Genomic DNA, 26,044 nt, shown 5'->3' with positions numbered 1-26,044 from the left:
CGACAACGCCCGCCGATCGCAGCAACTGTGGAGCCTAGGAGATTCGAACTCCTGACATCCTGCTTGCAAAGCAGGCGCTCTACCAACTGAGCTAAGGCCCCGCGGGGTGTATTGGTGGGGCTACCAGGACTTGAACCTGGGACCTCTTCATTATCAGTGAAGCGCTCTAACCGCCTGAGCTATAGCCCCGCAACCTCCAAGACTTTACCCGACCCGCGCGCTTCGCGCGAATCGCCGTCTGTGTTGTCGCGCGAGCCGCGAGGCGATTGACTGTGCACATGACGGATGAGGTGACAGGACACGTCGGCGAGGCACACGTGGGCGGTATCGGACAGCGGCTCAACTGGCTCCGAGCCGGGGTTCTCGGCGCGAATGACGGCATCGTCTCGGTCGCATCGCTCGTCGTCGGCGTCGCCGGTGCGACGACCGACTCGGCGGCCCTTCTCGTCGCCGGAATCGCCGGCCTTGTCGGTGGCGCGATCTCGATGGCGCTCGGTGAGTACGTGTCGGTCAGCAGTCAGCGCGACAGTGAGCGGGCACTGATCGCGAAAGAAACCGCCGAGCTGCGCGACATGCCCGAACAGGAGCTCGACGAACTCGCCGAGTTGTATCGGGCCCGCGGGCTCTCGGAAGCGACGGCACGGCAAGTCGCCGAAGAACTCACCGCTCACGACGCACTCGCCGCCCACCTCGAGGTCGAGCTGCATATCGACCAGGACGACCTGGTCAGCCCCTGGCAAGCAGCCCTCTCTTCGGCCGTCGCCTTCACGGTCGGTGCGTTGCTGCCGTTGCTCGCCATCCTGCTCCCCCCGCCCGCGTGGCGCGTGCCCGTCACCTTTGTCGCGGTTCTGGCTGCGCTGGCCATCACCGGATGGGTGTCGGCCCAGCTCGGCGGTTCGAACCGCGGACGCGCGATGGTGAGACTTGTGATCGGTGGATCGCTCGCCCTCGCCGTGACCTGGCTGATCGGAAGTCTGCTGGGGACGACCGGGGTCGTCTGACCGCTCCGCCTCAGTTCGAGGTGAAGCCGACGAGCAGGCCGCCGGTGATCTTGACCGCGAGGTTGTAGATCCCCGCGACGACAGCGCCGAGGACCGTGACCACGATCAGGTTGAGGATCGCGACGACCGCGGCGAATGCCATGACCTGCGGCAGACCCACGAGGTCGGAGATGCGAACGCCGTTCTCCGAGAAGCTCTGGAAGAACTCGTCGAACTGACCGATCAGGCCCGTGGTCTGGACGACCATGAAGATCAGGAAGAACGACACCACGGTCACGATCGCGATGGCCACGGCCGCGAGGAAGGACAGCTTCACGGCCGACCAGAAATCGATGTAGACCAGTCGCAACCGGACCTGCTTAGAGCTTCCCTGGCGGCTCGACTTCTTGGCCAGCTTGTCGGCAACAGTGCTCATTCGTCAGAACTCTCTTCGGGGGAGGTGGCGGGTGTCGACTCCTCGGAGTCGGTAGCGGTTGCTTCGGCAGGCTCCTGGGATTCGATTCCCCTCTCCCCGTTACGGGCGATGGCAATGATCCGGTCGTCGTCGCCGGGACGGGCGAACACGACACCCATCGTGTTGCGACCCTTGGCAGGCACCTCGGCCACGGAGGAGCGTACCACCTTGCCGCTGGCAAGAACCACCAAGACCTCGTCGTCCTCGCCGACGATCAAACCGCCCGCAAGGTCGCCGCGCTCGTCGCTCAACTTGGCCACCTTGATGCCCAGACCGCCCCGCGACTGACCACGATATTCGTTGACCGCGGTGCGCTTTGCGTAGCCACCCTCGGTGACGACGAACACGTAGTGTCCGGCCGATCCGCCGTTCTCGGCCGCCACGCTCGCCGACAGCAGACTGTCGGAATCGCGGAACGACATTCCTTTCACCCCCGCGGTGGAACGACCCATGGGGCGGAGCGCGTCGTCGTTGGCGGTGAATCGCAGCGACATGCCGTGTCGCGAGATGAGGAGGATGTCGTCATCGGCTTCGACGAGGAGGGCACTCTCGAGCTCATCACCCTCACGCAGGCTGATCGCGATGATGCCGCCCTGCCGGTTGGTGTCGTACTCGGTCAAACGCGTCTTCTTCACCAGGCCGCCGCGGGTGGCGAGGACCAGGTAGGTCGCGACACCGTAGTCGCGGATGTCGAGGACCTGTGCGATCTCTTCGCCCGGCTGCAGCGCCAACAGGTTTGCGACGTGCTGACCCTTGGCATCGCGGCCGGCCTCGGGAAGCTCGTACGCCTTCGCGCGATAGACGCGCCCCTTGTTCGTGAAGAACAGCAGCCAGTGATGCGTGGTCGTGACGAAGAAGTGCTCGACGACGTCATCGGCGCGCAACTGCGCACCCTTGACGCCCTTGCCACCGCGGTGCTGTGCGCGGTAGTTGTCGCTGCGCGTGCGCTTGATGTACCCATCGCGCGTGACGGTGACGACCATCTCCTCTTCGGGGATGAGGTCTTCCATCGACATGTCGCCGTCGAAGCCCATCATGATCTCGGTGCGACGGTCGTCACCGTGCTTGGCGACGATCTCGGTCAGTTCATCGCGGACGATCGTCCGCTGGCGCACGGGACTGGCGAGGATGTCCTGGAAGTCGACGATCTGCGCCGTGATCTTCTCGGCCTCGTCGATGATCTGCTGACGCTCCAGCGCCGAGAGGCGTCGCAGCTGGAGTTCGAGGATCGCGCGGGCCTGGAGGTCATCGATATCGAGGAGCTTCTTCAGTCCCTCGCGTGCGTCGTCGGCCGATGCCGATCGGCGGATGAGCGCGATGACCTCGTCGAGAGCGTCGAGAGCCTTGAGGTACGCGCGCAGGATGTGCATGCGCTCTTCCGCCCTGCGCAGACGGTACGTCGTGCGACGGACGATCACTTCGATCTGGTGCGTGATCCAGAGCGACACGAAGGCGTCGAGCGACAGCGTGCGGGGCACGCCGTCGACGATCGCGAGCATGTTCGCGCCGAAGTTCTCCTGCAGCTGCGTGTGCTTGTACAGGTTGTTCAGCACGACCTTCGCGACCGCGTCGCGCTTGAGCACGATCACCAGGCGCTGGCCCGTGCGACCGGACGTCTCGTCGCGGATGTCGGCGATGCCCGAGATCTTGCCGTCGCGAGCGAGATCACGGATCTTGATCGCGAGGTTGTCGGGGTTCACCTGATAGGGCAGCTCGGTGATGACCAGGCACGTGCGGCCCTGGATCTCCTCCACGGACACCACGGCCCGCATGGTGATCGAGCCACGCCCCGTACGGTACGCCTCGTGGATGCCGCGGACACCGAGGATCTGCGCCCCGGTCGGGAAGTCCGGTCCGTGCACCCGCTGGATCAGGGCTTCGAGCAGCTCTTCGCGCGAGGCATCCGGGTTCTCGAGCGACCACAGCACACCATCGGCCACCTCGCGCAGGTTGTGCGGCGGGATGTTGGTCGCCATGCCGACCGCGATGCCGACCGAGCCGTTGACCAGGAGGTTCGGGAAACGCGCGGGCAGAACCGTCGGCTCCTGCGTTCGACCGTCGTAGTTGTCGGTGAAGTCGACGGTCTCTTCTTCGATGTCGCGCACCATCTCGAGCGCGAGCGTCGCCATCTTGGTCTCGGTGTACCGCGGGGCGGCCGCGCCCATGTTGCCGGGCGATCCGAAGTTGCCCTGACCGTCGGCCAGCGGGTAGCGGAGCGACCACGGCTGCACGAGACGCACGAGCGCGTCGTAGATCGGCGAGTCACCGTGCGGGTGGTACTGACCCATGACCTCGCCGACGACGCGGGCGCACTTCGAGAATCCCTTGTCGGGACGGAACCCGCCGTCGTACATGCCGTAGATCACGCGGCGGTGCACGGGCTTCAGTCCATCACGCACGTCCGGGAGAGCGCGCCCGACGATGACGGCCATCGCGTAGTCGAGATAGCTGCGCTGCATCTCGGACTGCAGGTCGACCTGGTCGATCCGGCCGTGATCGTGAACCGGCGTTGCGTCGGGGCGGTCTTCGTCAGTCATGTCGTCTCTTCTTCGTCTGCGTCAGGTTCGTCGGGATCCGCGGTATCGGACCTAGATGTCGAGGAAGCGGACATCCTTGGCGTTGCGCTGGATGAACGTGCGCCGGGATTCGACGTCCTCACCCATCAGCGTCGAGAAGATCTCGTCGGCGGCCGCGGCATCCTCGATCGTCACCTGCAAGAGGGTGCGGGTCTGGGGATCCATCGTGGTCTCCCAGAGCTCCTTGTCGTTCATCTCACCGAGACCCTTGTAGCGCTGGATCGCGTTGTCCTTGGGGATGCGCTTGCCCTCGGCGAGGCCCGCGGTCAGCAGCGCATCGCGTTCGCGGTCGCTGTAGACGTATTCGTGGGGAGAGTTCGACCACTTCAGGCGGTACAGCGGCGGCTGTGCGAGATAGACGTAGCCGGCCTCGATGAGCCCGCGCATGTAGCGGAACAGCAGGGTCAAGAGGAGCGTCGTGATGTGCTGGCCGTCGACGTCGGCATCCGCCATCAGAACCACCTTGTGGTACCGCGACTTCTCGATGTCGAACTCTTCGCCGATGCCCGTTCCGAAAGCCTGGATCATCGCCTGGATCTCGTTGTTGCCGAGGGCGCGGTCGATGCGCGCGCGCTCGACGTTCAGGATCTTGCCGCGGAGGGCGAGGATCGCCTGCGTGTGCGGGTCGCGACCCTGAACCGCCGAACCGCCGGCCGAGTCACCCTCCACCAGGAAGATCTCGCTGATCGAGGGATCCTTGCTCGTGCAGTCTTTGAGCTTGTCGGGCATCGAGGCCGACTCGAAGACGCTCTTGCGTCGCGCGGTCTCACGAGCCTTGCGCGCGGCGAGTCGCGCGGTGGCCGCGTCGATCGCCTTGCGGATGATGTTCTTCGCCTGCGTGGGGTTGCGGTCGAACCAGTCGCCGAGCTGATCGCCCACGACCTTCTGCACGAACGCCTTCGCCTCGGTGTTGCCGAGCTTGGTCTTCGTCTGGCCCTCGAACTGGGGTTCGGACAGCTTGACCGAGATCACGGCGGTCAGACCCTCGCGGACGTCATCGCCCGACAGGTTCTCGTCCTTCTCTTTGAGCAGGTTGTTCGCTCGCGCGTACTTGTTGACGAGCGTCGTGAGCGCCGCGCGGAAGCCCTCTTCGTGCGTGCCACCCTCGTGCGTGTTGATGGTGTTCGCGTAGGTGAAGACGTTCTCGGTGTAGCTCGTCGTCCACTGCATCGCGATCTCCATGGCGATCTTCTTGTCGGGCGCCTCGGACTCGAAGTCGATGATCACGTCGTTGACCGGCTCGGCCTTGCGCACCTTGTTCAGGTACTCGACATAGTCGACGAGGCCGCGCTCGTACAGGAAGCTGTCGGTCGGCTGCTGCAGCACGAGCTGGCCCTCGACCTCTTCGTCGTACGCCTTCTCGGGGCGCTCGTCGTGCAGGTCGATACGCAGGCCCTTGTTCAGGAAGGCCATCTGCTGGAATCGCGTGCGCAACGTGTCGTAGTCGAACTCGACCGTCTCGAAGATCGTCTCGTCCGGCCAGAACGTGATCGTCGTGCCCGTCTCGGAGCTCTCTTCGGCCCTCTCGAGCGGCGCCTTGGGTACGCCGCCGCCGCCATAGGACTGACGCCAGACGTAACCCTGACGACGGACCTCGACCTCGAGGCGGGACGAGAGGGCGTTGACGACCGAGGAACCGACACCGTGCAGACCGCCCGAGACGGCGTATCCGCCGCCGCCGAACTTGCCGCCGGCGTGCAGCACGGTGAGGACGACCTCGACCGTGGACTTGCCCTCGGTGCGGTGGATGTCGACGGGGATACCGCGACCGTTGTCGATGACGCGCACGGCGCCGTCGGGAAGGATCGTGACATCGATCGTGTCGCAGTATCCGGCGAGCGCCTCGTCGACCGAGTTGTCGACGATCTCATACACCAGGTGGTGGAGTCCGCGCGGGCCCGTCGAGCCGATGTACATACCGGGGCGTTTGCGTACCGCCTCGAGACCCTCGAGAACCTGGATCTCATCCGCGCCGTACGCGTGGGGTTCGGGGGCGGTGTTGCTGCCGGATTGAGCGCTATCGAATGAGTCGGAAGTCATAGAGAAGAGGCGCTCCAAATAGGGAAAGTCGTCGCTTCCAGTCTATCGGAGCGGGGACCGATCGTTCGCATCACGCGCCCCTCTCCGGGGATGAAATCCCTTTCGGCACCCCAAATGGCCATTCAGCCGTAGGTATCGCGTGGACCGCGCCCTGGAATAGTCCTGGGGCCCCATTTCCATGAGGGAACGTCCGGCCCCACGAAGCGCACTCCGGTGATGCCCGCGTCGGGGTGTTCGCGAATGATGCGCGTCAGGATGTCTGCGCGCAGGCTCGAAAGCTGCCTCGCCCATGCCGTCGAATCGCACTGCACGGTCATGACACCTCCCTCGAGAGAGACCGGTCGAGCGTGCTCCGCGGTCTGAGCGCCGGCCACATCGGCCCAACGCCGAAGCACGTCTTCGCTGGCGAGATGAGTGTTCCACCCCGCCTCGCGCGTCAGGTCCGCCATGACATCGCCGAGCCCGTGTGGGTCTCGGCCCGGCGCGAACGGGATGTTCTCGCCCTCGGCATCCCGGACCCGGCGCCGCTTGCGCGACCTCGGCGCGGCAATTCCGCGCAGACGCAGGTACGTCGCGACGGTCAAAGGCGGGGCGTCGATCTCAGCCTCGACCGGCTTCCCGGACGCGACATCCGCCGTCTCGTCATCAGGCATCGGATGCCTCGACCGCCGAGCCCGTCGGCTCGGGCAGGATCCGCCCGCCTTCGATCCGCACGGTCCTGCTCCGCAGTGTCTCCGGGACGTCCTCCCACACCGCGGCGGTCACGATGACCTGCTCGAACTGTGCCGTGAGATCCGACAGCCGTGCGCGGCGCTGCGCGTCCAGCTCTGCGAAGACATCATCGAGGATCAACACCGGGTCACCGCTGCGCGACTCTGCGCGCAGGAGCTGAGCCGAAGCGAGCCGCAGGGACAGCGCGACCGACCACGATTCGCCGTGCGACGCGTACCCCTTGACCGGAAGGCCGCGGATGCTCAGCCGCAGGTCATCGCGATGAGGCCCGACCAGAGTGAGACCGCGCTCGAGCTCGGCGGTGCGCTTCTGCGCCAGCGCCTCTCGGAAGAGCTCGGCGGTGACGCCGGCCGGTGTGCCGGGGCCCGCTTCATCCCCCTCTTCGGGGTCGGCGCCGCGAACGGAGAGAACCCACTCGAGCTCGGGTCGGTGATCCTCCCCGGCGATGGCCGCGTAAGCCGCCTCGATCGGCGCCGCGAGCTCTGTCGCCAGAACCTGACGCGCGTCGATGATCTCGGAGCCGAGCGAGACGAGCTTGTCGTCCCAGACATCCAGGGTCGACAGCGCTTCGCCGCGGATCCCGCGTGCACGTGCCGACTTGAGGAGGGCTCCGCGCTGGCGCAACACCCGGTCGTAGTCCGCGAGAACCCCCGCCATCCGAGGCGACCGCTGAACGAGCAACTGATCGGCGAAACGACGACGCGCGGAGGGGTCGCCGCGGACGATCCCCAGGTCTTCGGGGGCGAACACGACCACCTGTGCGTACCGCGGGAGTTCGGAAGGGCGCACATCCACACCGTTCACGCGTGCGCGGTTGCGGCCCGTCCGGTTAAGCTGCGCTTCGAGTTGCACACTGCGCCCGGCGTGCGCGACACGAATGCGCAGGATCGCCGATTCCGCACCCGCGCGAACCAGGGCCTGGTCGCCCGAAACCCGGTGCGACCCGAGCGTGGCGACGTATGCGATCGCCTCGGCGAGGTTCGTCTTTCCCTGGCCGTTGCGGCCGACGAACAGATTGGGGCCCGCGACCAGCGCGACATCCGCGGTCGCGTAGTTGCGGAAATCGACCAGGCTGACGTGCTCGACGATCACGTCAGCGCAGCAGCAGATTCGGTTGCAGGAGGTACTTGAACGTGTCCGCGCCGGCCTTGTCGACCGAGGTCTGACTCGTGATCAGAACAGGGCTCAGCTTGTTGGCGTTGTCGGACGACGTGAACGTGATCCGCACGAATTCGCTGCGTACCGCGGTCAACGCCTCGAGGAGGTACTGCGGGTTGAGACCGAGAACGACCTCGTCTCCGTCGAGGTGCGCGTCGACCGACTCGGATGCGCGCGCCTGGTCTCCCCCGGAGGCATCCATCGTGACGCCATCGGATGAGAACGTGAACCGCAGGGGCGCCGAACGATCCAGAACGATCTGCATGCGGCGGACCGCTTCCATGAGTTCGCCCGTGTTGACGACGGCGTGGTGCGCGTTCTGGTCGGGGAACAGCCGACGGACCGGCGGGAAGTTGCCCTTGATCAGAAGCGATGTCACCGTACGCTCGCCCGACGAGAAGGCGATGATCTCGCGGTCGCCGGATCCCGAGAAGGCGATCCGGATGTCGCCGCCGTGGGCGAAGGTCTTGCCGACTTCTTGCAGAGTGCGGGCGGGAACAAGAGCGGAGGCCTCGCCCTCGACGGCCGAAGCACCATCCCAGGGAATCTCACGGAGCGCGACGCGGTAGCGGTCGGTCGCGACGAGGCTCAGGGTCGTTCCGGAAACCTCGAGCTGCACTCCGGTCAGCACGGGAGTCACATCGTCGCGCGACGCAGCGAACGCGACCTGCGCAATCGCTGTGGCGAAGTCCTCGGCCGGAACCAGACCGGGCTCGGCCGTCACTTCGGGGATCGCCGGGTACTCCTGCACAGGCATGCCCGGCAGGGTGAAGCGGGCCGAACCACAGCTCAGGACGATCCCGCCGTCGTCGTCGACGACGACCTGGATCGGAGCACTCGGCAGCCGGTTGGCGATCTCGGAGAGAAGGCGGCCGTGAACGAGGATGGTGCCCGGGCTGTCGACCGTCGCTTCGATGACCGTGCGGGCCGAGGCTTCGTAGTCGAACGCCGAGAGCGAGAGACCGTCGGGACCCGCCTCGATGAGTACACCGGCGAGGATGGGCTGGGGGTTGCGCTGCGGGAGCAGCTTCACGACGAAAGAGACCGCGTCGCTGAAGACATCGCGATTCACGTGGAACTTCACGGTCACTCCTTTGTCTGTGGAGGTTCGGTCCTGTGGACGCCCGCCCCCGCGGACACTTGTCGTCCCGGGTGTGGGCTTACCCATGCTAGTGCCGGGCCATCGATGTCGTGAGTCCGCGTCGGCCGCTCGTGCACCGCACAGCCTTCGCCGTAAAGGTGAGGGGAATCGATCTCTCAGAAGAAGAATTAGTTAATGGTGTTAACGCCTGTGGATCATGTGGATAACTCCCGACATGCCGGTCGAGAGTATGGAACTACATCGGTGTGAGTTGTGGACCAGCTGCGGATGCCCGGGTTTATGCGGAAGGCGGGTGGACCGGAGTTTCGATGTCTATCCACAGCGCGGCGCGATGTCTGCACAGTCTGGACGTATTCCGTGAGGCTTATCCACAGGTTATCCACACTGTGAAAACGGCATTTTGGTGGCTCTGATCGGCACATGTCAAGCGCGGGTCGCGGCATATAGGGCAGCGCGAAACGTGAGCGGCGAGGCATCCGCCGCTCAGGCATCCGCCGATCAGCGGCCGGCGCGACCGATGATCGTCGTGATCTCGGTGACCTGGTTGTAGAGCGAACGACGCTCTTTCATGAGATCGCTGATCTTCTTGTATGCATACATCACCGTCGTGTGGTCACGGTTGCCGAAGAGCTGACCGATCTTGGGCAGCGAGAGGCTGGTGCGTTCACGGCACAGGTACATGGCGATCTGTCGGGCGGTGGCGACGGCCTGTGAGCGACTCGAGCCGTACAGATCATCGACCGACAGCTTGAAGTACTGTGCCGTCGCGGTGATGATGTCGGTCGGCGAAACGACGTTCGCATCGTCTTGATCGATGATGTCGCGCAGGACGGTCTGCGCGAGCTGTACGTCGAGCGACGAGCGGTTGAGGTTGGCGAATGCCGAGACGCGGATGAGTGCGCCCTCGAGTTCGCGGATGTTGCTCGAGACCTTCGTTGCGATGTACTCGAGAACGTCGTCCGGCACCTGCAGCCGCTCGCTCTGCGCCTTCTTGCGCAGGATGGCCTCGCGCGTCTCGAGGTCGGGCGCCTGGACATCGGTGATGAGGCCCCACTCGAACCGACTGCGCATGCGGTCTTCGAACCCCGTGAGGTGCTTGGGGGGAAGATCGCTCGTGATGACGACTTGCTTGTCGTGATCGTGGAGCGTGTTGAACGTGTGGAAGAAGGCTTCCTGTGTCTCGGCGCGACCCTGGAGGAACTGGATGTCGTCGATGAGGAGGATGTCGACATCGCGGTATCGGGCTTGGAATGCGGAGCCCCGGTTGTTGGCGATCGAGTTGATGAAGTCGTTCGTGAATTCTTCGCTCGAGACGTACCGAACGCGGATGCCCGTATAGAGATTGAGCGCGTAGTCGCCGATCGCGTGCAGCAGGTGGGTTTTGCCGAGCCCGGACTCTCCGTAGATGAAGAGCGGGTTGTAGGCCTTCGCGGGTGCTTCGGCGACGGCGACGGCGGCGGCGTGCGCGAAACGGTTCGACTGACCGATGACGAAATTGTCGAACGTGTACTTGGGGTTGAGGCGGGTGTCGTTGCGCGAAGCCGAAGCCGGTGCTTCGGGCGGAGTCTCTACATAGGAGCGCAGCCCGGACTGTGAGGGAGCCGGCGCCGGCGCATCCGGGGTCGTCTGTGCGGTGGGGTTCGTACGGGGAGCGACGTGCGCCTCCGCCAGGTCGGGGTTGACGACGACACGGAAGGTGACGGCGGCCGATGGGTGATCGATGCGGGAGAGAGCTTCGAGGATCGACGGGCGCATGCGCTTGTTGAACTGAGCCGCTGTCAGGTCGTTGGGGACGTCGAGGTAGAGGGTGCCCGCCATCACGCCCTGGGGAACGGCGAGGCTGAGGAATCCATACAGTTGAGGGGTGATCCGGTCGTCTTCGGTGAGTGCGTCGAGCACGGTCGCCCAGATCGAGATGTCTGGAACATCGTGCTGTGACATGGGTCCCCCGGGGTTCGCGGCTATCTGTCAGTAACCGTGTCCGGGGGCGAGAGCGCCATCTTCGGACCTGTGGATAACTGTCGCGCCCACGCTAGCCAGGCGGTGCGGCGGAGCAAAATCCACTGTAGGACCTCGCGGCGTGTCGATGCCATGCCCGTGCCAAACCGCTGGGGATAATGCGTCCGGAATCACGCTCAGTTTGTGACCTGTGCCATGAGGACGTATTCTTACCAGGTTGACTTATGCCCTCGCGGCATCCTTCTCCCGCCTAGCAACGTCTCCGGTCGCCACGTCCCGGCGACTCGTCTCCCGGAGTGACACTCATGAGCAAGCGTACTTTCCAGCCCAACAACCGCCGTCGCGCCAAGAAGCATGGCTTCCGCGCTCGTATGCGTACCCGCGCGGGACGCGCCATTCTTTCGGCGCGTCGCACCAAGGGTCGCACCACCGTCTCGGCCTGACCCATCCCGGTGCTCTCCCGAGCGAATCGTCTCACCCGCGGCCTCGACTATCGATCCGTCGTCCGCCGGGGCACTCGCTGCGCCGGAGCACACACGGTGACGCACGTCATGGCTCGCACGGATGACGACGTGCGTTTCGGGTTCATCGTGTCGAAGGCCGTCGGCAATGCCGTCGTGCGCAATACGGTACGTCGGCGTTTGAAAGCGGTCTGTCATGAAGCTCTCACCGAGCTCGATCCCGGTCGGGACGTCGTGATCCGCGCTCTGACAACATCGGCGACCGCGGATTTCGCGACTCTACGGGCCGAAGTGCTGCGTTGCCTGCGGCGAGGTCGGGTATGAGCGCTCCGCTCCCCACCGCGATGACGGGCGATGCCCACTTCGACATAGCTCGCGGCTGGCGCGCCACGTGCCTGGTTCCGCGTAACACCGCGATCGCGGCCCTCATCGCCTACCGCGCGACGGTATCTCCGATCTACGGGGATGTCTGCAAGTACTACCCCACGTGTTCCGCCTATGCGGTCGGAGCCATCCAGCAGTACGGGGTCGTTCGTGGCTCTGTCATGGCTGCCACTCGCTTGGCCCGCTGCCACCCGTGGGCGCAGGGCGGCATCGACGATGTCCGCCCGCGTACCGACTTCCGGGACGAACTGACCCACCACGGGTTCGTCGTTCCGTCGCCCCGAAGAAAGGACTGATCCGTGCCGGATCTCATCGGAATCGTCCTCTGGCCGCTCAAGTGGGCTGTCGAGCTGATCCTTGTCGCATGGCATTGGGTGTGGACCTCTCTCGGGTTCGGTGCTGCGGATGGCATCACCTGGGTGCTGTCCATCGTCGGACTGGTGATCGTCGTGCGGGCGGCCTTGATTCCCTTGTTCGTGCGGCAGATCAAGAGCCAGCGAAAGATGATGGAAATCGCCCCTGAGCTGCGAAAAGTTCAGGAGAAGTACAAGGGGAAGCGTGATCAGTTGTCTCGCGAGGCGATGAGCCGCGAGACGATGGCGCTTTATAAGAAGCACGGCACGACGCCCGTCTCGAGCTGTCTGCCCCTGCTCGTGCAGATGCCGATCTTCTTCTCCCTGTACTCCGTGCTGTCGTCCATCGGACAGCACGTGAAGGACGGTGTGGGTGGTGTCGGTGTTCTCACGCCCGAGCTGACGCAGCAGTTCTTCGACGCCAAGCTCTTCGGCGTCGCGTCCCTGCACGACACCCTGGCGGGTGCGTGGGAGGCGCGGCCCGAGGGCTGGGAAGCCACGGTTGCGATCCTGGTCGTGCTGGTCATCCTCATGATCGCGTCGCAGTTCTTCACCCAGCTGCAGATCATCTCGAAGAATCTGTCGCCCGAGGCCAAGACCGGTCAGGCGTACCAGATGCAGAAGATCATGCTCTACATCCTCCCGCTCGCCTTCATCTTCTCGGGTGTCTTCTTTCCGCTCGGTGTCGTCATCTACTGGTTCACGAGCAATATCTGGACGATGGTTCAGCAGTTCATCGTCATCCGTGAGATGCCGACGCCCGGTTCGGATGCGGCGAAGGCACGCGAAGAGCGCCTGGCTCGCAAGGGCAAGGCGATCAACTCCGAGGGCAAGATCGTCTCGATGGAACGCTACGTCGAGGAGCAGGCCCGTCTGCTGGCCGAGGCCGAGAAGAAGAAGGCCGTGACTCCCAAGCGCCAGCAGCCCGTCGGTAAGCAGCGCGCCAAGAAGCAGGCGCGACCGAACACCCCCGCCGGCTCGACCACTCCCCCGCCCGCGGGCAAGTCGGGAACTCCTGCCCCCTCGGCGGATGCTGACGCTCCGGCGTCCTCTGCTGGCTCGACATCACTGACGCCGCCGTCCGCGGATCCCGGACAGGGCGGACCCACGAACAACACCAAACAGGACCCCAAGAAGCGCCGTTGACGGCGCGAGGAGCTCACGACATGACCACGACATCCGATGCACCGGTGCCCCAGGACGCATCCCCCGACGAGACGCCCTCTCTTGCCCATCTCGAGCAAGAGGGTGACATCGCCGCCGATTACATCGAGGAACTTCTCGACATCGCTGATATCGACGGAGATATCGAACTCGACGTTCGTGCCGGACGTGCATACGTTTCTGTCGAGGCCCCCGAGGGCCGCACGACGCTGTCGGTGTTGTCAGACCCGGAAACAGTCCGGTCATTGCAGGAGCTGACGCGTCTTGCCGTTCAGAACAAGACGGGTCGATTCTCCCGCCTCATCCTGGATGTCGGAGGGTCACGCGACACCCGGCAGGGTGAGCTCGAGCAGTTGGTCGCGCGCGCCATCGAGCGTCTCGAAGAAGGCGCCGGCCAGGCATCACTGCCCCCGATGTCCAGCTATGAGCGGAAGCTCATTCATGACATCGTGGCCGACCGCGGCTTCGTCTCGGAGTCCTATGGCGAGGGTGCCGACCGGCACACCGTCATTCGACGCGCCTGATCCTGTTTCACGTGAAACGGTGACAGGTGTAGAAGCCGAGCCGGCCGTTGCGGCTCAGATCTTCGGTGCGCGGATCGAACTGGCTCGGCGCTTCACCGATCAACTCGCGGAACACGGCGAGGAGCGCGGCCTGATCGGGCCACTCGAGGCCTCGCGACTGTGGTCTCGGCACATCCTCAACAGCGCGGTCATCTCGGAGGCGTTCGAGAGCGGTGCTCGCATCGGCGATGTAGGTTCGGGCGCCGGGCTACCTGGACTGGTTCTCGCGATCGCGCGCCCCGATGTTTCCTGGGTGTTGATCGAGCCGATGGAGCGCCGGGTCGCCTGGCTCGTCGAGCAGGTGGATCTGTTGGGCTTGGACAACGTCGACGTGGTGCGCGCGCGCGCCGAGGACTACGACGCCGGTTCTGGCCTCGACGCCGTGACGGCGCGCGCGGTTTCCGCACTTCGCACCCTCATCCCCCTGACCGCTCCCCTGGTCCGTCCGAATGGTCAGCTCGTGCTGATGAAGGGCGCGTCGGTCGAATCCGAGATATCGGCCGCAGAGAAGCAGATTCGTCGGTTCCGGTTGCACGACGCACGCGCGGAGCGTTTCGGGGAGGGTCTGCTGGAACAACCGACGACGGTCTTCCGCGCCCGGGTGCGTCCCTCCGCCTGATCGTCCGCAGTTTCACGTGAAACGGAGCTTGGCTGATGGATCCTCACCGCCCCGCGGGGGTGGCTGGATCTCGGACCACAGAACACGCACTTCACGCGAAGCGCGTACAGGACGATCCCGTTCTGTGATGGCGATGCTGTGTAGGGACCTGGGATCCAGCAATCATGGCTGTTTCACGTGAAACGACGCGTCGGCTGTCGATTCGACTTCCGTTCGTCACGTGAGGAGGATGCCTAAACTGAGTTCACCGCCGACGCATGAAATGCGCTTCGCTCCGTTGACGCTCCCCGACGGGCGGATGGCACGCGATCGTCGGTTGAGTGAGCACTTGGGCAGACCGGATGCGCCGACGGGCACACCATGGGTCTGGTCATCGGTTCGGGCTCGGTAGTGATCGGCTGGCTTTGGCTTTGGCTTTGGCTTTGGCTTTGCTCTGTCTCTCGCTGTGCGTCGACGAGAGACGGTATTCGTGGCGAACTGTCCGACGTGAAGCCGTACGCCGATTCGTGCGGAGCTGACTCGGTAGAAGACGTCTCGCGCGCTGTGCAGTCAGCGAGCATCGTTTGGTCGAGCGAGATAGCGTGGCACTTCGTGTTTCACGAACGGCGCTCCGTCCGTGAATTCGATCGACGTTCCTTCTTGTGAGCGTGAGACGTCGCATCTGCGATCACGATCGAGGCGCGGGCACCGACCGACGTTTCACGTGAAACGTCGGCACCGGTTCGCTGATATCGATGCGCCGCCGAACTGGTCGCGATATCGACACGCCGTGTTTCACGTGAAACGCCGTGCGACCAGGGGTGACGTTGATGAGGGAAGTCTCATGGACGTCGGATGTGATTTCAGCGACGAGAGCGCACCTAGAGTAGAGGTCGTCCCCCTGCCGCGAGTGGAGCGTTTCACGTGGAACATGCCCGACGTTCGGATGTCCGATCATCCGCACAACTGATAGACGACACCCCGCTGGCACGGGAGATCGCAGACCTCAGCGCACGCCGCCGAGCTTTGGAGGGAGTCGCGATCGAACTACCGAACAGGACGCGCGTCCTGACCGTCTCAAACCAGAAGGGTGGCGTCGGCAAAACGACCAGCACGGTCAATGTCGCGGCCGCCCTCGCTTCCCTAGGGGCACGGGTCCTGGTGATCGACCTCGATCCCCAAGGGAATGCGTCCACCGCACTGGGAATCCCCCACGATCCCGATACACCGAGCGTGTACGACGTGCTCATCGATGAGTTCCCCCTCGCAGACATCGTTCAGGTCAGCCCCGAGTCACCGAACCTCTTGTGCGCGCCGAGCACGTTGCACTTGGCTGGTGCGGAGATCGAACTCGTGTCGCAGGTTGCTCGAGAGCACCGCCTGCGGGGCGCTCTCGAGGACTATCTCGCAACGAGTGCTCTTCCGATCCATTTCGTACTGATCGACTGCCCCCCCTCCCTGGGGTTGTTGACGATCAACGCGTTCACCGCGGCGAATGAAGTCTTCATCCCGATTCAGTGCGAGTACTACGCGCTCGAGGGACTCACGCAGCTGCTCGGGAGCGTGCGGATGATTCAGCGCCACCTCAACCCGAGCCTGCAGGTCTCGACGATCTTGCTCACGATGTACGACGGGCGCACCCGACTCGCACAGCAGGTGGCGGACGAGGTTCGCGCACACTTCCCTGGCGAGGTGTTGCAGACCGTGATCCCCCGATCCGTTCGTGTTTCTGAGGCTCCGAGCTTCGGCCAGACGGTTATCGCGTACGACGGCCAGTCGGCCGGCGCCGTCGCATACCGTGAGGCCGCGATCGAGATCAGCAAGCATGTGCCCGCCGTAACCAGCAACGAAGACACCAACGAGGAAGGCACGCTCTGATGTCCACGAAGAGAACAGGACTCGGACGAGGAATCGGCGCTCTGATCCCCACCAGTGAAGCGGAGAGCCGCCCCGTCGATGTCTTCTTCCCCGGCGCGCGACGGCTGGAAGCGGTGGAGGCCGTTGCGGATGAGGAAACGGTTGTCGAAGAACGGCGGTTCGCCGAGCTCGTCGCCGTTCCGGGTGCCCGTTTGGCGCACATCGACCCCCGCGAAATCGTGCCGAATCCGCGCCAGCCCCGCACGCACTTCGACGCGGATGACCTCGCCGAGTTGGTGCACAGTGTCCGCGAGTTCGGTGTTCTGCAGCCGGTCGTCGTTCGACCGCGTGCCGAGGATGGCACATACGAGCTGATCATGGGCGAGCGGCGTACCCGCGCGGCTCGTGAGGCCGGCCTCGCGAGCATCCCCGCAATCGTTCGCGACACGGCAGACGAGAATCTCTTGCGCGACGCCCTGCTCGAGAACCTGCATCGATCGCAGCTGAACGCACTCGAGGAGGCCTCCGCCTATCAGCAGTTGCTCGAGGACTTCGGGATCACGCAGGAAGAGCTCGCGACACGCATCGGTCGCTCGCGTCCCCAGATCAGCAACACCATTCGCCTGCTTCGCCTACCGCTTCCCGTGCAGCAACGCGTGGCCGCCGGTGTACTCAGCCCCGGCCACGCGCGTGCACTTCTCGGATTGCCGGACGACTCCGCCATCCAGCGGCTCGCCGACAAGATCGTGAACGAAGACCTCTCGGTTCGCGCCGCCGAGGCGATCGTCAAGGGTCGTCCAGACACTCCCCAGCGCGCAACGAAGCCTCAGGCCGGCGCTCGTCGCGGGCACCTCGACGAGGTCGCGGGCCGATTGGGTGATCGTCTGAACACACGAGTCCAGATCTCACTGACGGCTAGAAAAGGCCAGGTCAAGATAGATTTCTCGACTATCCAGGATCTCAACAGAATCCTGGCCGAGATGGGTATCGACGGATTCGGCTCCGACTGAACCGGCCAGCCGGAGCCTTGCGAGGCAACGACGAAGGCCCCGACTCTCTGAGCCGGGGCCTTCGTCGTTGCCGGTGAAGCCGATCAGCCGATGAACGCCGCGAGATCCTTCTCCAGTGCGAACTTCGGCTTGGCGCCGATGATGGTCGTCTTGACCTCGCCACCGTGGAAGACCTTCATCGCCGGGATCGACGTGATCTGGTACTTCATGGCGAGATCGGGGTTCTCGTCGACGTTGAGCTTGAGGATCGTGATCTTGTCGGGGTGCTCGGACTGGATCTCGTCCAGAACCGGGGCCACCATACGACACGGACCACACCACTCGGCCCAGAAGTCGACGAGAACGGGACCCTCGGCATTGAGAACGTCCTGCTCCCACGTGCTCGAGGTCGTGGACTTGGCGGTCATATCCTTCTCCTTCTTTCGGAAGTCTCAGCGAAGAGAACGTCGTAACGCTCTCGAATGTTCCTGGATGGGTGTCAGGCCACGCTGACGGGGTCGGCCTCGGGCAGCCCGTCGATCTGGGCGACATCAGCCTCCGGTTCTCCCGCGTCATCGAGGGCCGCGAGGTAGTGTTCGGCGTCGAGCGCGGCGACCGTGCCCGATCCCGCGGCGGTCGCGGCCTGACGGTACGTCGGATCGATGACGTCGCCCGCGGCGAAAACACCGGGAACCGACGTCCGCGACGAGCGGCCGTCCACCCAGATCGTTCCCTCGGGGGTCAGCTCGAGCTTGTCGTGAACGAGATGCGTGCGCGGGTCGTTGCCGATCGCGACGAAAAGGCCCTCGAGTGCGAGCTCGCGGGTCGTTCCATCCGTGGTGTCGCGCAGGACGACGCCGGAAACGGCCTCGTCTCCGAGGATGTCCGCGACCTCGGCGTTCCAGATGAACTCGATCTTGGGGTTCGCGAAAGCGCGCTCCTGCATGATCTTCGACGCCCGCAGGGTGTCCTTGCGGTGGATGATGTACACCTTCGAGGCGAAGCGCGTGAGGAACGTCGCCTCTTCCATAGCCGAGTCGCCGCCTCCGACCACGGCGATCGTGCGGTCGCGGAAGAAGAAGCCGTCACACGTGGCGCACCACGAGACGCCGTGGCCCGAGAGGCGCTCCTCGCCCGGAAGACCGAGCTTGCGATAGGCCGAACCCGTGGCGTAGATGATGGCTGCCGCTTCGTGTTCGGCACCGCTGCCGAGCTTCACGCGCTTGACGGGTCCGTCCACCGAGAGCTCGATGACATCGTCGTACAGGATCTCGGCGCCGAACTTCTCGGCCTGCTCCTGCATCTTGGCCATGAGCTCGGGGCCCTGGATCGCCTCGGGGAAGCCCGGGAAGTTCTCGACCTCGGTCGTATTCATCAGCTCTCCGCCGACCTCGACCGAACTCGCCACGACGAGGGGTGAGAGGTTCGCACGTGCCGCGTAGGTAGCCGCGGTGAAGCCCGCAGGACCCGATCCGATGATGATCACGTGACGCACTGTGTTTCTCCCTTTTGCTTGTCTCTGGGCTTCAACCCATGGTAGTCCGGCAGCATTCCACGGCCCGGTGAATTCCACGTGCTGGAACACCGGGTGGGGCCTGCGCGGGGCGAGACGTCAGCGCCGACGCAGACGGCGGATGAGCGGCGCGACCGCCGCGAGCTCGGGCGCGCGCATCGCTGCCAGGATCCCGATATAGACCGCGAGCGTCACGCTTCCGATGAGCGCACCCCCCGCGACACCGAGCAGCATGGACGAGGTCGTCCAACCATCGAGGCCTCCGAGGAGGAGGAAGAGGCCCCAGCCGAGGCAACCCGCTGGCACGCCGGCGAGGAAGAATCGCCCGAGCGCCCGCGCGGGCGCTCGAAGGTCGAGTCGCCCGAGTCGCCCGCGCAGCAGCACGATCGCGATCGTGAGCTGGATGATGCCGGCGAGCGACTGACCCAGGGCGATACCGGCCGCGAGATATTCCAGGGGAAGGATGGCGCCCGCGATGACCGCCGTCACGATCACGAGAGCCGCCTGCACGAGCGTGAACAGGAACGGCCGGAACGTGTCCCCGTAGGCATAGAACGTGCGTTGGATGACGTACAGGATCGACAGCGGGACGAGCCCGATCAGGTAAGCGCCCAACACGAGCGCGGTCGCTGCCGCATCCGTTGGGCTGTTACTGAAGATCCGTGAGACCGGAATCGCCGCGGCAACCACAGCAGCAAGGGCGCCCACCAGGAAGAAGCTGATCGTCCGGATGCTGGTGCCGAGGTCGGAGCGGACCTCGTCGTCTCGTCCGGCCGCAGCGTGCTCGCTCAACTGCGTGAAGTAGGGGGTTCCGATCGACACCGCGATCACCGAATACGGGAGGATGAAGATGAACCACGCGTAGGACATCGTCGCGACCGATGCGCCCGCCGTGCTCGCGAGCGTGGCAATCTGCGCCTGAATCAGCCCAGCGATCTGGCCCACGATCACCATGAGCAGCGTCCACCAGGCAAGGTTGCCCATTTGCCGCAGACCCATCCCGCGCCAGGCGAAGTCGGGCCGGAAGTGCAGCCCGGATCGGCGCCAGAAGAACAGCAGGAAGACGGCCTGCGCGGCGATTCCCGCCGTCGCCGTGCCGGCGAGCACGGTGATCATGTCGGGCGTCCAGTCCGCGACCTCGGTGCGGTTCGCACCGAAGAGAACGATGAACGCGATGAATCCCGCGATGGAGACGAGATTGTTGAGAATCGGCGCCCACGTGTAGGGCCCGAACACGCGACGAGCGTTGAGAGTCTCGCCCACCAGCGCGTAGAGACCGTAGAAGAACAGCTGAGGCAGACACCAGTACGCGAACGCGACCGCGAGGGCGTACTGGTCCCCGGTATAGCGTGCGAACAACTGGACGAGCCAGGGCGCCGCGAGCGTCGCCAGGCCTGTGATGACGATGAGCACGATGGTGCCGAGCGTGAGGAGCTTGGAAACGAACGCTCCCCCACCGTCTGCGTGTGCCGCGGCGCGCACGATCTGCGGCACGATCACACCCGTGAGGATTCCCGTGGAGACGATCGCGTAGATATTGTTCGGCAGCATGTTCGCCGTCGTGAAAGCGTCCGCGGCACCGCTGAACACGGATCCGATCGCCATCACGAGAACCATGGAGCGGACCACGCCCGTCAGGCGTGAGACGAGCGTGCCTGCCCCGAGGATCGCGCTGGCGCGGCCGAGACTACTCATCGCGCGATTTCGGCGTGGGATCGTTGCTGGATTCGCCGGCTCCCGGATCGTCGGTGTTCGTCGCTTCGGTGCTCGTCGCGTCAGTCGCACGAGCGCGACGACGACGCAGCACCGTGCGAGCGAAGCCGGCACCGAGGAGCAGCACGACGATCGCGCCGAGGCCGATGATTCCGATCCGTTCCCAGTCGGCGCGCACGGTGACGTCCGCCCGCTGGATGGGGCCGACCTGCTCGAAGGTGGGGCTGAGGAGGCGTAGATCGATCCCCACCTCGCCGCTGCCGACGCGGGCTTGGACCCCGACTTCGACTCGCGTGTTCACGCCGGGCTCCGCCCGTACCGGCGTGGTGCGCTCGACGTCGAGGCGCAAGTTGTCGGGGGTGGATACGAGGACGACATTGACGGGGAACGGCAGGTCGTTGCGCACGAAAAAGGGCAGAACGGCTTCTGGGCTCACGAGCTGCACGGTGCTGGGCTGCTGTATCGCGACGGACGTGAGCGTCTTCGTGGTGACATCCGCGTGTGCGGTGAGAGCCGCCGCCCATGCCTCTGGATCGTCACGCCACCCCGCGCCGATCAGCTGCAGGATCGAAGATCGCTCGGGGGCCGTCAGGAGCGACGGGTCATCGATGATCGACGAGAACTTCGCGATGCTCGCCTCGCCCGCGAGAAGCGCGTCCAGGTGCGTTGCGGCTTCCGTGTCCTGTTGCGCGGTGCTCTCGACCGAGGTCCGCTCGGCGTCCAGGAGCGCGCTGAGAGTTGCGGGGACGACGCCGGGATAGGCGAAGACGGTGTCGATCGCGGCGCGCAGCGCGGTGGCGCCGACCTCGGGCAGCCGGTCCGTCGTGATCAGGAGGGGGCCCGACGAGTTCGACGCCTCGAGCGCGATCTGCGCGGAGATCCGTGCGGATGAGGCCTGAGCGGCGTCCGCCGGCGCGCCGGCAGTCGCACGCATCGCGTTCGACGATCCCGCTTCGTAAACGAGCAGCGGGATTCCGTCAGCCGTGGCTGCGGCCGCTCGCACCTCGGATCGACGGACTTCGGCAGAGCTGAGCAGGACCGTCGCGGGGGTGCCACTCGGCGAGGGCTGCTGCGTCAGCACGCGTAGCGCATTCTGGTCGGCGCGGCCCTGAGCCGGCCAGAAGATCGCCGCCCCTGATCCGGGGACGGAGACAAGCTCATCCAGGCTCGGCAGAGTGATGACATCGTCAGCGGTGTCGTCATCCACACCGCTCCCGGTTGGCGCCGGATCGGGATTCGGGGTCGACGCGGGGCCCGAGCCCGTGAAGTCGTCCGCGGACATCGCGTAGTCCAGGCTGGTGGGCTCGAGCAGCGTGGTCAGTCCCGCGTCCGCCTGCACCGAGACATCCGCGTCCCCGAATTGCAGAGCAAAGCGCTCGTTCGGCAGCGCCGCGAGCCGGTCGAGCCAGGCGAGTGCACTGGCGGGCGCCGAATCGCCGAGGACGCGGATCGACGCGAGCACCGAGGGGTCGACCGCGAGAACAGCCGAGGTGCCGGAGACGCCCGAAAGCACAGCCGTGAGGCGTCCCTGGGGGCCCGTGAGCGCGGTCAACTCGTCGGCGGAGAGAAGCCCGGCCGCGCGCGGACCCGCGGTGACCGCGACGATGACTCCGATCGAGGACGCCGCGGGGCTCTCGTTCTGGAGCACGATGGCGCTCCGGGAAACGACGTCTCCGCCGTACGTGGCGGAGAGCGCATACACACCGGGCGCGCGACCCGCCAGCGCCTCGGCAGCGACCGTCGAGACCACGATCCCGCTGTCGCCCGGCGCGATCGTGCCGACCGCCGGACGATCGACGACGGATGCCTCGGGGCCGAGTCGGCCGTCGTCGATCCAGTCGTCCAACTCTGCGGTGGTGCCCAGAGGCGCGTCACTGAGTTCCAGCGTGAGTGCGGCCGGGCTCAGGTCGGCGGAGGTGGGGTTCGACACCTCGATCGTCGAGCTCAGTGCCGCACCGAAGGGCACGACGCCGTGTGCGAGTGGCGAAAGAACCAGTGTCGGCTCGGCGGTATCGGGAGTCGGTGAGGGACTGGGCGACGCGGCAGCGACGGAGGTCCCGGCGAGCACGAAGGATGTCGTCACGGCGAGAAGGGCGGCGACGCGCACCAGGCGCCCGAAACCTCTGCGACGGACGACGTCTCGCGGGCCGGCGAAGATCGGGTCGCGCTGCACGTCGGACCCTTCCGGCGCCGGACCGCGCCGCACGCCGGAACCGAAGAAGAGGTGCGTCACGGTGAGTCCGGGTTTTTCGTTGAGTGCGAGAGTTCGCACATTTCGCCCGATTCTACGGCGCTCGCCTCTGCGTTCCCGGCGCACCGCCGCCGGTCGACGGTGTTGAGCGGGCAGAGGCCGCGGGGACAGGCTTCAGCGACGTTCGGGTGAGCGGCGCCCCGACGGGCACGCTTGAATGGAGGGATGATCCCCGAACCTGATCCGGCGCTCGCGCGCGCCCTCGCGGTGGACCTGGCCGACGCCGGCTACACGGGTGCCCGATTGCGCGCGCTCTGGGGTGTCGCGGCCGACGAGGCGCTCGGGCGCGGCATGGCGCTTCCCGCGCGCCGTGAGGTGGCGGGATCCCGGTCCGACGTGGCCGTGTTGGCGCGACTCTTCTTCCTGGGCAGTCCCGTGCCGCTGTCCGACGCGCAGACGGCGCTCCGGACGGCGACGGTGCCGGGCGTCGAGAAGCTCGGCCTCGTGCGAATTGCTGACGGGTCGGTCATTCCGTCCGTCCTGATACGTCCGCAGGCATACGTCGACGAACACGGTGCGGGCGAGTGGTGGATCGCGAGCGACATCGACGAGTCGGTGCGCAGCGGACCACTTCCCGAAGACCACGTCCTCGGCGTCGGCGGGGCCTCGCTGACCCTTGCAGGCTTGCAGCTTCCGACGCCGGCCGTGCGCGTGCTCGACCTGGGTTCCGGTTGCGGCATCCAATCACTGCGTGCCCGGCGAGACAGCCCGGAGGTGACGGCGACCGACATCTCGGAGGCCGCTCTCCGGTTCACGCGGTTGAACGCCCTCCTCAACGATGTGGACGGCATCCGGACGCTCCGCGGAAGCCTGTTCGAGCCGATCGGTGAGGAGGTCTTCGACCGCGTCGTCTCGAATCCGCCGTTCGTGATCACGCCGCGCGGCGCCGACGTTCCCGCATACGAGTACCGCGATGGCGGCCTGACGGGCGATGCGCTGGTGCGCGACATCGTCACCACGGTCGGGGCACACCTGACGCCGGGTGGAATCGCGCAGCTGCTGGGTAACTGGGAGTATGTCGACGGTCGCGATGGCCTGCACCGTGTGCGCGACTGGGTGGCCGCATCACCCGTTCCCCTCGATGCGTGGGTGATCGAACGTGACCGGATGGATCCGATCGCATACGCCGAACTCTGGATTCGCGACGGCGGCACCGTGCCGGGCACCGCCGCCTTCGGATCGATGCTCGCGGCCTGGCTGGACGACTTCGAGGCTCGGGAGGTTCGCGAGGTCGGATTCGGCTACATCCTGCTGCGTCGGGCGTCGGATGGTCGGCCCAGCCTGTCGCGGTTCGAACGTGTCGAGGGCGTCATCGGCGCGAATGCCGCTCTGGGCATGCATCTCGCCGAAAGCTTGCGCGCCCATGACCGCCAGACGCGACTGAGCGATGACGAGCTGGCCGCGGCGGTTCTGCTTGCCGCCGGTGATGTCACCGAGGCGCGCCACTACCTGCCCGGTGCCGAAGACCCGAGTGTCATCGAGCTGCGGCAGGGCGGGGGCTTCGGACGCACGCTCGCGGTCGACCCCGCCCTCGCCGCGCTGGTCGGTGCGAGCGATGGCGACCTGCCCGTGGGACGCCTGATCGCCGCGATCGCGGAGCTGCTCGAGGTCGATCCCGAACTGCTGCGGGCCGACCTCCTTCCCCGTGTTCGCGGTCTGCTCGAAGACGGGTTCTTGACCTTCACCGATCGCCCGGGCCCGCCGCCCGCATCGCCGTCGGACACGCGTCGGTAGGCTGGATGACATGGTGAGTATGGCCGAGGGCCTCGGCCGACTCGCGAGTCTGGCCGCGTCGCCCATCGTGGCGGAGTTGTCCGGTGCGTTCGAGCGCGCGGGGTTCGAGCTCGCGATCGTGGGCGGGCCGGTTCGTGACGCGCTTCTCGACCGACCCACCCACGACCTCGACTTCACGACCAACGCACGGCCCGACGACATCCTGCGCATCGTCAAGCCGATCAGCACGGCGCAGTGGGACATCGGACGCGCGTTCGGCACGATCGGTGCCCGCATCCGCGGGGAACAGGTCGAGATCACCACATATCGTGCAGATGCGTACGACGGCGAGACCCGCAAGCCGGTCGTCGAGTTCGGCGACAGGCTCGAGGACGACCTCGTGCGCCGCGACTTCACCGTCAACGCCATGGCGCTGCGTGTGCCCGGCCCCCAATTGGTCGACCCGACCTCGGGCGTCGAAGACCTCCTCAGCCAGATCCTGCGCACTCCCGTAGCCCCGGCCGTGAGCTTCGGCGACGACCCGCTCCGGATGCTTCGTGCCGCCCGTTTCGCGGCCCAGCTCGGGTTCATCGTCGCCGATGACGCGCTCGAGGCGATCACGGCGATGCGCGACAGCCTGGCGATCGTCAGCCCGGAGCGCATCCAGGGTGAGCTCGTACGGTTGCTTCAGACGAACCATCCTGTACGCGGCATCCGTCTGCTCGTCGAGACGGGGCTCGCGGGCGTTTTCCTTCCCGAGCTGCCGGCTCTCCGCCTCGAGGTGGACGAGCACCACCACCACAAGGATGTCTACGAGCACTCGCTGACCGTGCTGAAGCAGGCGATCGACCTCGAGGGTGAGCGACACCCGGATGCGGATCCGGATGTCCCGCTCCGCCTCGCGGCCCTGCTGCACGATATCGGCAAGCCCGCGACGCGCAAGCTCGAGTCGGGCGGTGGGGTGACGTTCCACCATCACGACGCGGTCGGGGCTCGGCTGGCACGCAAGCGCTTGCAGGCCCTGCGGTTCGATTCGGACACGATCGCTGCCGTCACGCACCTGGTCGATCAGCATCTGCGCTTCTTCGGCTACTCGGAGGGCACGTGGACCGACTCGGCCGTGCGTCGATATGTGCGCGATGCCGGTGAGCAGCTCGAACGTCTGCACATCTTGACCCGCGCCGATGTCACGACACGCAACAAGCGCAAGGCGACGCGGCTGCGGACCGCCTACGACGATCTGGAGCGGCGGATCGCCGAGCTCGAGGCCGAGGAAGAGTTGCAGTCGATTCGACCCGAGCTCGACGGCAACCGCATCCAGGAGGTGCTGGGGATCCCCCCGGGACGCGAGGTGGGCGAGGCGTACCGCTTCCTGCTCGATCTACGCCTGGACGAGGGCGTTCTCGGCGAGGTCGAGGCCGAGGCGCGGCTGCGTGCCTGGTGGGCCGCGCGCGCCTGAGCAC

General features: G+C 65.8%; 21 protein-coding genes, 2 tRNA genes and 1 pseudogene. 11 read left to right on the top strand and 13 right to left on the bottom strand.

Annotation, left to right across the window (positions count from 1 at the left end; all coding sequences use genetic code 11):
- Nucleotides 1-28: 28 nt before the first annotated feature.
- Together C2868_RS12940 and C2868_RS12935 are read right to left on the bottom strand one after the other, a co-directional pair.
- Nucleotides 29-101: transfer RNA gene (locus tag C2868_RS12940), tRNA-Ala, on the bottom strand.
- An 11-nt stretch (nt 102-112) separates the two neighbouring features.
- Nucleotides 113-189, bottom strand: a tRNA-Ile gene (locus C2868_RS12935).
- Between the two features lie 89 nt (nt 190-278).
- Between C2868_RS12935 and C2868_RS12930 the strand changes: the two genes are divergently transcribed.
- Nucleotides 279-1,001, top strand: a complete 723-nt coding sequence (locus C2868_RS12930) for a VIT family protein (protein WP_103663458.1) — start codon at nt 279-281, stop codon at nt 999-1,001.
- A gap of 10 nt (nt 1,002-1,011) precedes the next feature.
- Here C2868_RS12930 and C2868_RS12925 read toward each other — a convergent pair whose 3' ends face one another.
- The 7 genes from C2868_RS12925 to dnaA all read right to left on the bottom strand — a co-directional run bounded on the left by C2868_RS12925 (nt 1,012) and on the right by dnaA (nt 11,004).
- Nucleotides 1,012-1,416 carry a DUF3566 domain-containing protein gene (locus C2868_RS12925; RefSeq protein WP_036296699.1) on the bottom strand — a complete coding sequence of 135 codons (405 nt, stop codon included), beginning with the start codon at nt 1,414-1,416 and terminating at the stop codon, nt 1,012-1,014.
- Nucleotides 1,413-3,992 carry a DNA gyrase subunit A gene (gene gyrA / locus C2868_RS12920; protein WP_103663457.1) on the bottom strand — a complete coding sequence of 860 codons (2,580 nt, stop codon included), beginning with the start codon at nt 3,990-3,992 and terminating at the stop codon, nt 1,413-1,415. Before gyrA ends, C2868_RS12925 begins: the two co-directional genes overlap by 4 nt.
- Before the next feature lie 51 nt (nt 3,993-4,043).
- Nucleotides 4,044-6,071, bottom strand: coding sequence for a DNA topoisomerase (ATP-hydrolyzing) subunit B (gene gyrB / locus C2868_RS12915; RefSeq protein ID WP_100812556.1), 2,028 nt, complete (start codon nt 6,069-6,071; stop codon nt 4,044-4,046).
- Between the two features lie 122 nt (nt 6,072-6,193).
- Nucleotides 6,194-6,724, bottom strand: coding sequence for a DUF721 domain-containing protein (locus tag C2868_RS12910; protein WP_103663456.1), 531 nt, complete (start codon nt 6,722-6,724; stop codon nt 6,194-6,196).
- Nucleotides 6,717-7,895 (bottom strand): DNA replication/repair protein RecF, encoded by a 1,179-nt coding sequence (recF, locus tag C2868_RS12905; RefSeq protein WP_103663455.1) that lies wholly within the window; start codon nt 7,893-7,895, stop codon nt 6,717-6,719. Before recF ends, C2868_RS12910 begins: the two co-directional genes overlap by 8 nt.
- Nucleotide 7,896: 1 nt before the next feature.
- A complete protein-coding gene (gene dnaN / locus C2868_RS12900; RefSeq protein WP_100812831.1) occupies nt 7,897-9,045 on the bottom strand; it encodes a DNA polymerase III subunit beta in 1,149 nt (382 codons plus the stop codon).
- 516 nt (nt 9,046-9,561) lie between these two features.
- The gene (gene dnaA, locus C2868_RS12895; RefSeq protein ID WP_100812553.1) at nt 9,562-11,004 is read right to left on the bottom strand and encodes a chromosomal replication initiator protein DnaA; all 1,443 of its coding nucleotides are present in this window, start codon (nt 11,002-11,004) and stop codon (nt 9,562-9,564) included.
- A 323-nt stretch (nt 11,005-11,327) separates the two neighbouring features.
- Between dnaA and rpmH the strand changes: the two genes are divergently transcribed.
- The 8 genes and pseudogenes from rpmH to C2868_RS12855 all read left to right on the top strand — a co-directional run bounded on the left by rpmH (nt 11,328) and on the right by C2868_RS12855 (nt 17,412).
- Nucleotides 11,328-11,465, top strand: coding sequence for a 50S ribosomal protein L34 (gene rpmH, locus C2868_RS12890; RefSeq protein ID WP_100812552.1), 138 nt, complete (start codon nt 11,328-11,330; stop codon nt 11,463-11,465).
- Between the two features lie 9 nt (nt 11,466-11,474).
- A complete protein-coding gene (gene rnpA / locus C2868_RS12885) occupies nt 11,475-11,807 on the top strand; it encodes a ribonuclease P protein component (protein WP_100812551.1) in 333 nt (110 codons plus the stop codon).
- Nucleotides 11,804-12,163 carry a membrane protein insertion efficiency factor YidD gene (yidD, locus tag C2868_RS12880; protein WP_103663454.1) on the top strand — a complete coding sequence of 120 codons (360 nt, stop codon included), beginning with the start codon at nt 11,804-11,806 and terminating at the stop codon, nt 12,161-12,163. The genes rnpA and yidD overlap by 4 nt, the downstream gene beginning before the upstream one ends.
- A gap of 3 nt (nt 12,164-12,166) precedes the next feature.
- A pseudogene (gene yidC / locus C2868_RS12875) lies at nt 12,167-13,177 on the top strand (membrane protein insertase YidC); the annotation flags it as partial.
- 209 nt (nt 13,178-13,386) lie between these two features.
- Nucleotides 13,387-13,908 (top strand): R3H domain-containing nucleic acid-binding protein, encoded by a 522-nt coding sequence (locus C2868_RS12870; protein WP_100812548.1) that lies wholly within the window; start codon nt 13,387-13,389, stop codon nt 13,906-13,908.
- 19 nt (nt 13,909-13,927) lie between these two features.
- Nucleotides 13,928-14,566, top strand: coding sequence for a 16S rRNA (guanine(527)-N(7))-methyltransferase RsmG (gene rsmG / locus C2868_RS12865; RefSeq protein WP_258034447.1), 639 nt, complete (start codon nt 13,928-13,930; stop codon nt 14,564-14,566).
- A 903-nt stretch (nt 14,567-15,469) separates the two neighbouring features.
- Entirely contained in the window at nt 15,470-16,423 is a 954-nt protein-coding gene (locus C2868_RS12860; RefSeq protein WP_374935785.1) for a ParA family protein, read from the top strand.
- On the top strand, nt 16,423-17,412 hold the full coding sequence (locus C2868_RS12855; protein WP_103663451.1) for a ParB/RepB/Spo0J family partition protein: 990 nt from the start codon (nt 16,423-16,425) through the stop codon (nt 17,410-17,412). Before C2868_RS12860 ends, C2868_RS12855 begins: the two co-directional genes overlap by 1 nt.
- Before the next feature lie 83 nt (nt 17,413-17,495).
- On the opposite strand, the gene trxA is transcribed toward C2868_RS12855, so the two are convergent.
- The 4 genes from trxA to C2868_RS12835 form a co-directional block, all read right to left on the bottom strand.
- Nucleotides 17,496-17,819, bottom strand: coding sequence for a thioredoxin (trxA, locus tag C2868_RS12850; RefSeq protein WP_100812545.1), 324 nt, complete (start codon nt 17,817-17,819; stop codon nt 17,496-17,498).
- Between the two features lie 71 nt (nt 17,820-17,890).
- The gene (gene trxB, locus C2868_RS12845; RefSeq protein ID WP_103663450.1) at nt 17,891-18,886 is read right to left on the bottom strand and encodes a thioredoxin-disulfide reductase; all 996 of its coding nucleotides are present in this window, start codon (nt 18,884-18,886) and stop codon (nt 17,891-17,893) included.
- 117 nt (nt 18,887-19,003) lie between these two features.
- Nucleotides 19,004-20,599, bottom strand: a complete 1,596-nt coding sequence (murJ, locus tag C2868_RS12840; protein WP_100812543.1) for a murein biosynthesis integral membrane protein MurJ — start codon at nt 20,597-20,599, stop codon at nt 19,004-19,006.
- Complete coding sequence (locus tag C2868_RS12835; RefSeq protein WP_103663449.1) at nt 20,592-22,889, bottom strand: DUF6049 family protein; 2,298 nt, start codon at nt 22,887-22,889, stop codon at nt 20,592-20,594. The genes murJ and C2868_RS12835 overlap by 8 nt, the downstream gene beginning before the upstream one ends.
- Before the next feature lie 144 nt (nt 22,890-23,033).
- Here C2868_RS12835 and C2868_RS12830 point away from each other — a divergent pair, with 144 nt between their 5' ends.
- Entirely contained in the window at nt 23,034-24,602 is a 1,569-nt protein-coding gene (locus C2868_RS12830; RefSeq protein ID WP_103663448.1) for a methyltransferase, read from the top strand.
- A gap of 10 nt (nt 24,603-24,612) precedes the next feature.
- Nucleotides 24,613-26,040: a CCA tRNA nucleotidyltransferase gene (locus C2868_RS12825; protein WP_103663447.1), complete on the top strand. Its 1,428-nt coding sequence runs from the start codon at nt 24,613-24,615 to the stop codon at nt 26,038-26,040.
- Nucleotides 26,041-26,044 lie beyond the last annotated feature (4 nt).

Origin of the sequence: Microbacterium sp. CJ77 (assembly GCF_002911615.1) — a bacterium.
Classification (GTDB): domain Bacteria; phylum Actinomycetota; class Actinomycetes; order Actinomycetales; family Microbacteriaceae; genus Microbacterium.
This window is presented reverse-complemented; position numbering and strand designations above follow the sequence as displayed.

Bases quoted from the DNA above. Each gene is read 5' to 3' on its own strand.
- C2868_RS12930 (WP_103663458.1), top strand. From the start codon at position 279: ATGACGGATGAGGTGACAGGACACGTCGGCGAGGCACACGTGGGCGGT.
- C2868_RS12925 (WP_036296699.1), bottom strand. From the start codon at position 1,416: ATGAGCACTGTTGCCGACAAGCTGGCCAAGAAGTCGAGCCGCCAGGGA.
- gyrA (WP_103663457.1), bottom strand. From the start codon at position 3,992: ATGACTGACGAAGACCGCCCCGACGCAACGCCGGTTCACGATCACGGC.
- gyrB (WP_100812556.1), bottom strand. From the start codon at position 6,071: ATGACTTCCGACTCATTCGATAGCGCTCAATCCGGCAGCAACACCGCC.
- C2868_RS12910 (WP_103663456.1), bottom strand. From the start codon at position 6,724: ATGCCTGATGACGAGACGGCGGATGTCGCGTCCGGGAAGCCGGTCGAG.
- dnaA (WP_100812553.1), bottom strand. From the start codon at position 11,004: ATGTCACAGCACGATGTTCCAGACATCTCGATCTGGGCGACCGTGCTC.
- rpmH (WP_100812552.1), top strand. From the start codon at position 11,328: ATGAGCAAGCGTACTTTCCAGCCCAACAACCGCCGTCGCGCCAAGAAG.
- yidD (WP_103663454.1), top strand. From the start codon at position 11,804: ATGAGCGCTCCGCTCCCCACCGCGATGACGGGCGATGCCCACTTCGAC.
- C2868_RS12870 (WP_100812548.1), top strand. From the start codon at position 13,387: ATGACCACGACATCCGATGCACCGGTGCCCCAGGACGCATCCCCCGAC.
- C2868_RS12855 (WP_103663451.1), top strand. From the start codon at position 16,423: ATGTCCACGAAGAGAACAGGACTCGGACGAGGAATCGGCGCTCTGATC.
- trxA (WP_100812545.1), bottom strand. From the start codon at position 17,819: ATGACCGCCAAGTCCACGACCTCGAGCACGTGGGAGCAGGACGTTCTC.
- murJ (WP_100812543.1), bottom strand. From the start codon at position 20,599: ATGAGTAGTCTCGGCCGCGCCAGCGCGATCCTCGGGGCAGGCACGCTC.
- C2868_RS12830 (WP_103663448.1), top strand. From the start codon at position 23,034: ATGATCCCCGAACCTGATCCGGCGCTCGCGCGCGCCCTCGCGGTGGAC.
- C2868_RS12825 (WP_103663447.1), top strand. From the start codon at position 24,613: ATGGTGAGTATGGCCGAGGGCCTCGGCCGACTCGCGAGTCTGGCCGCG.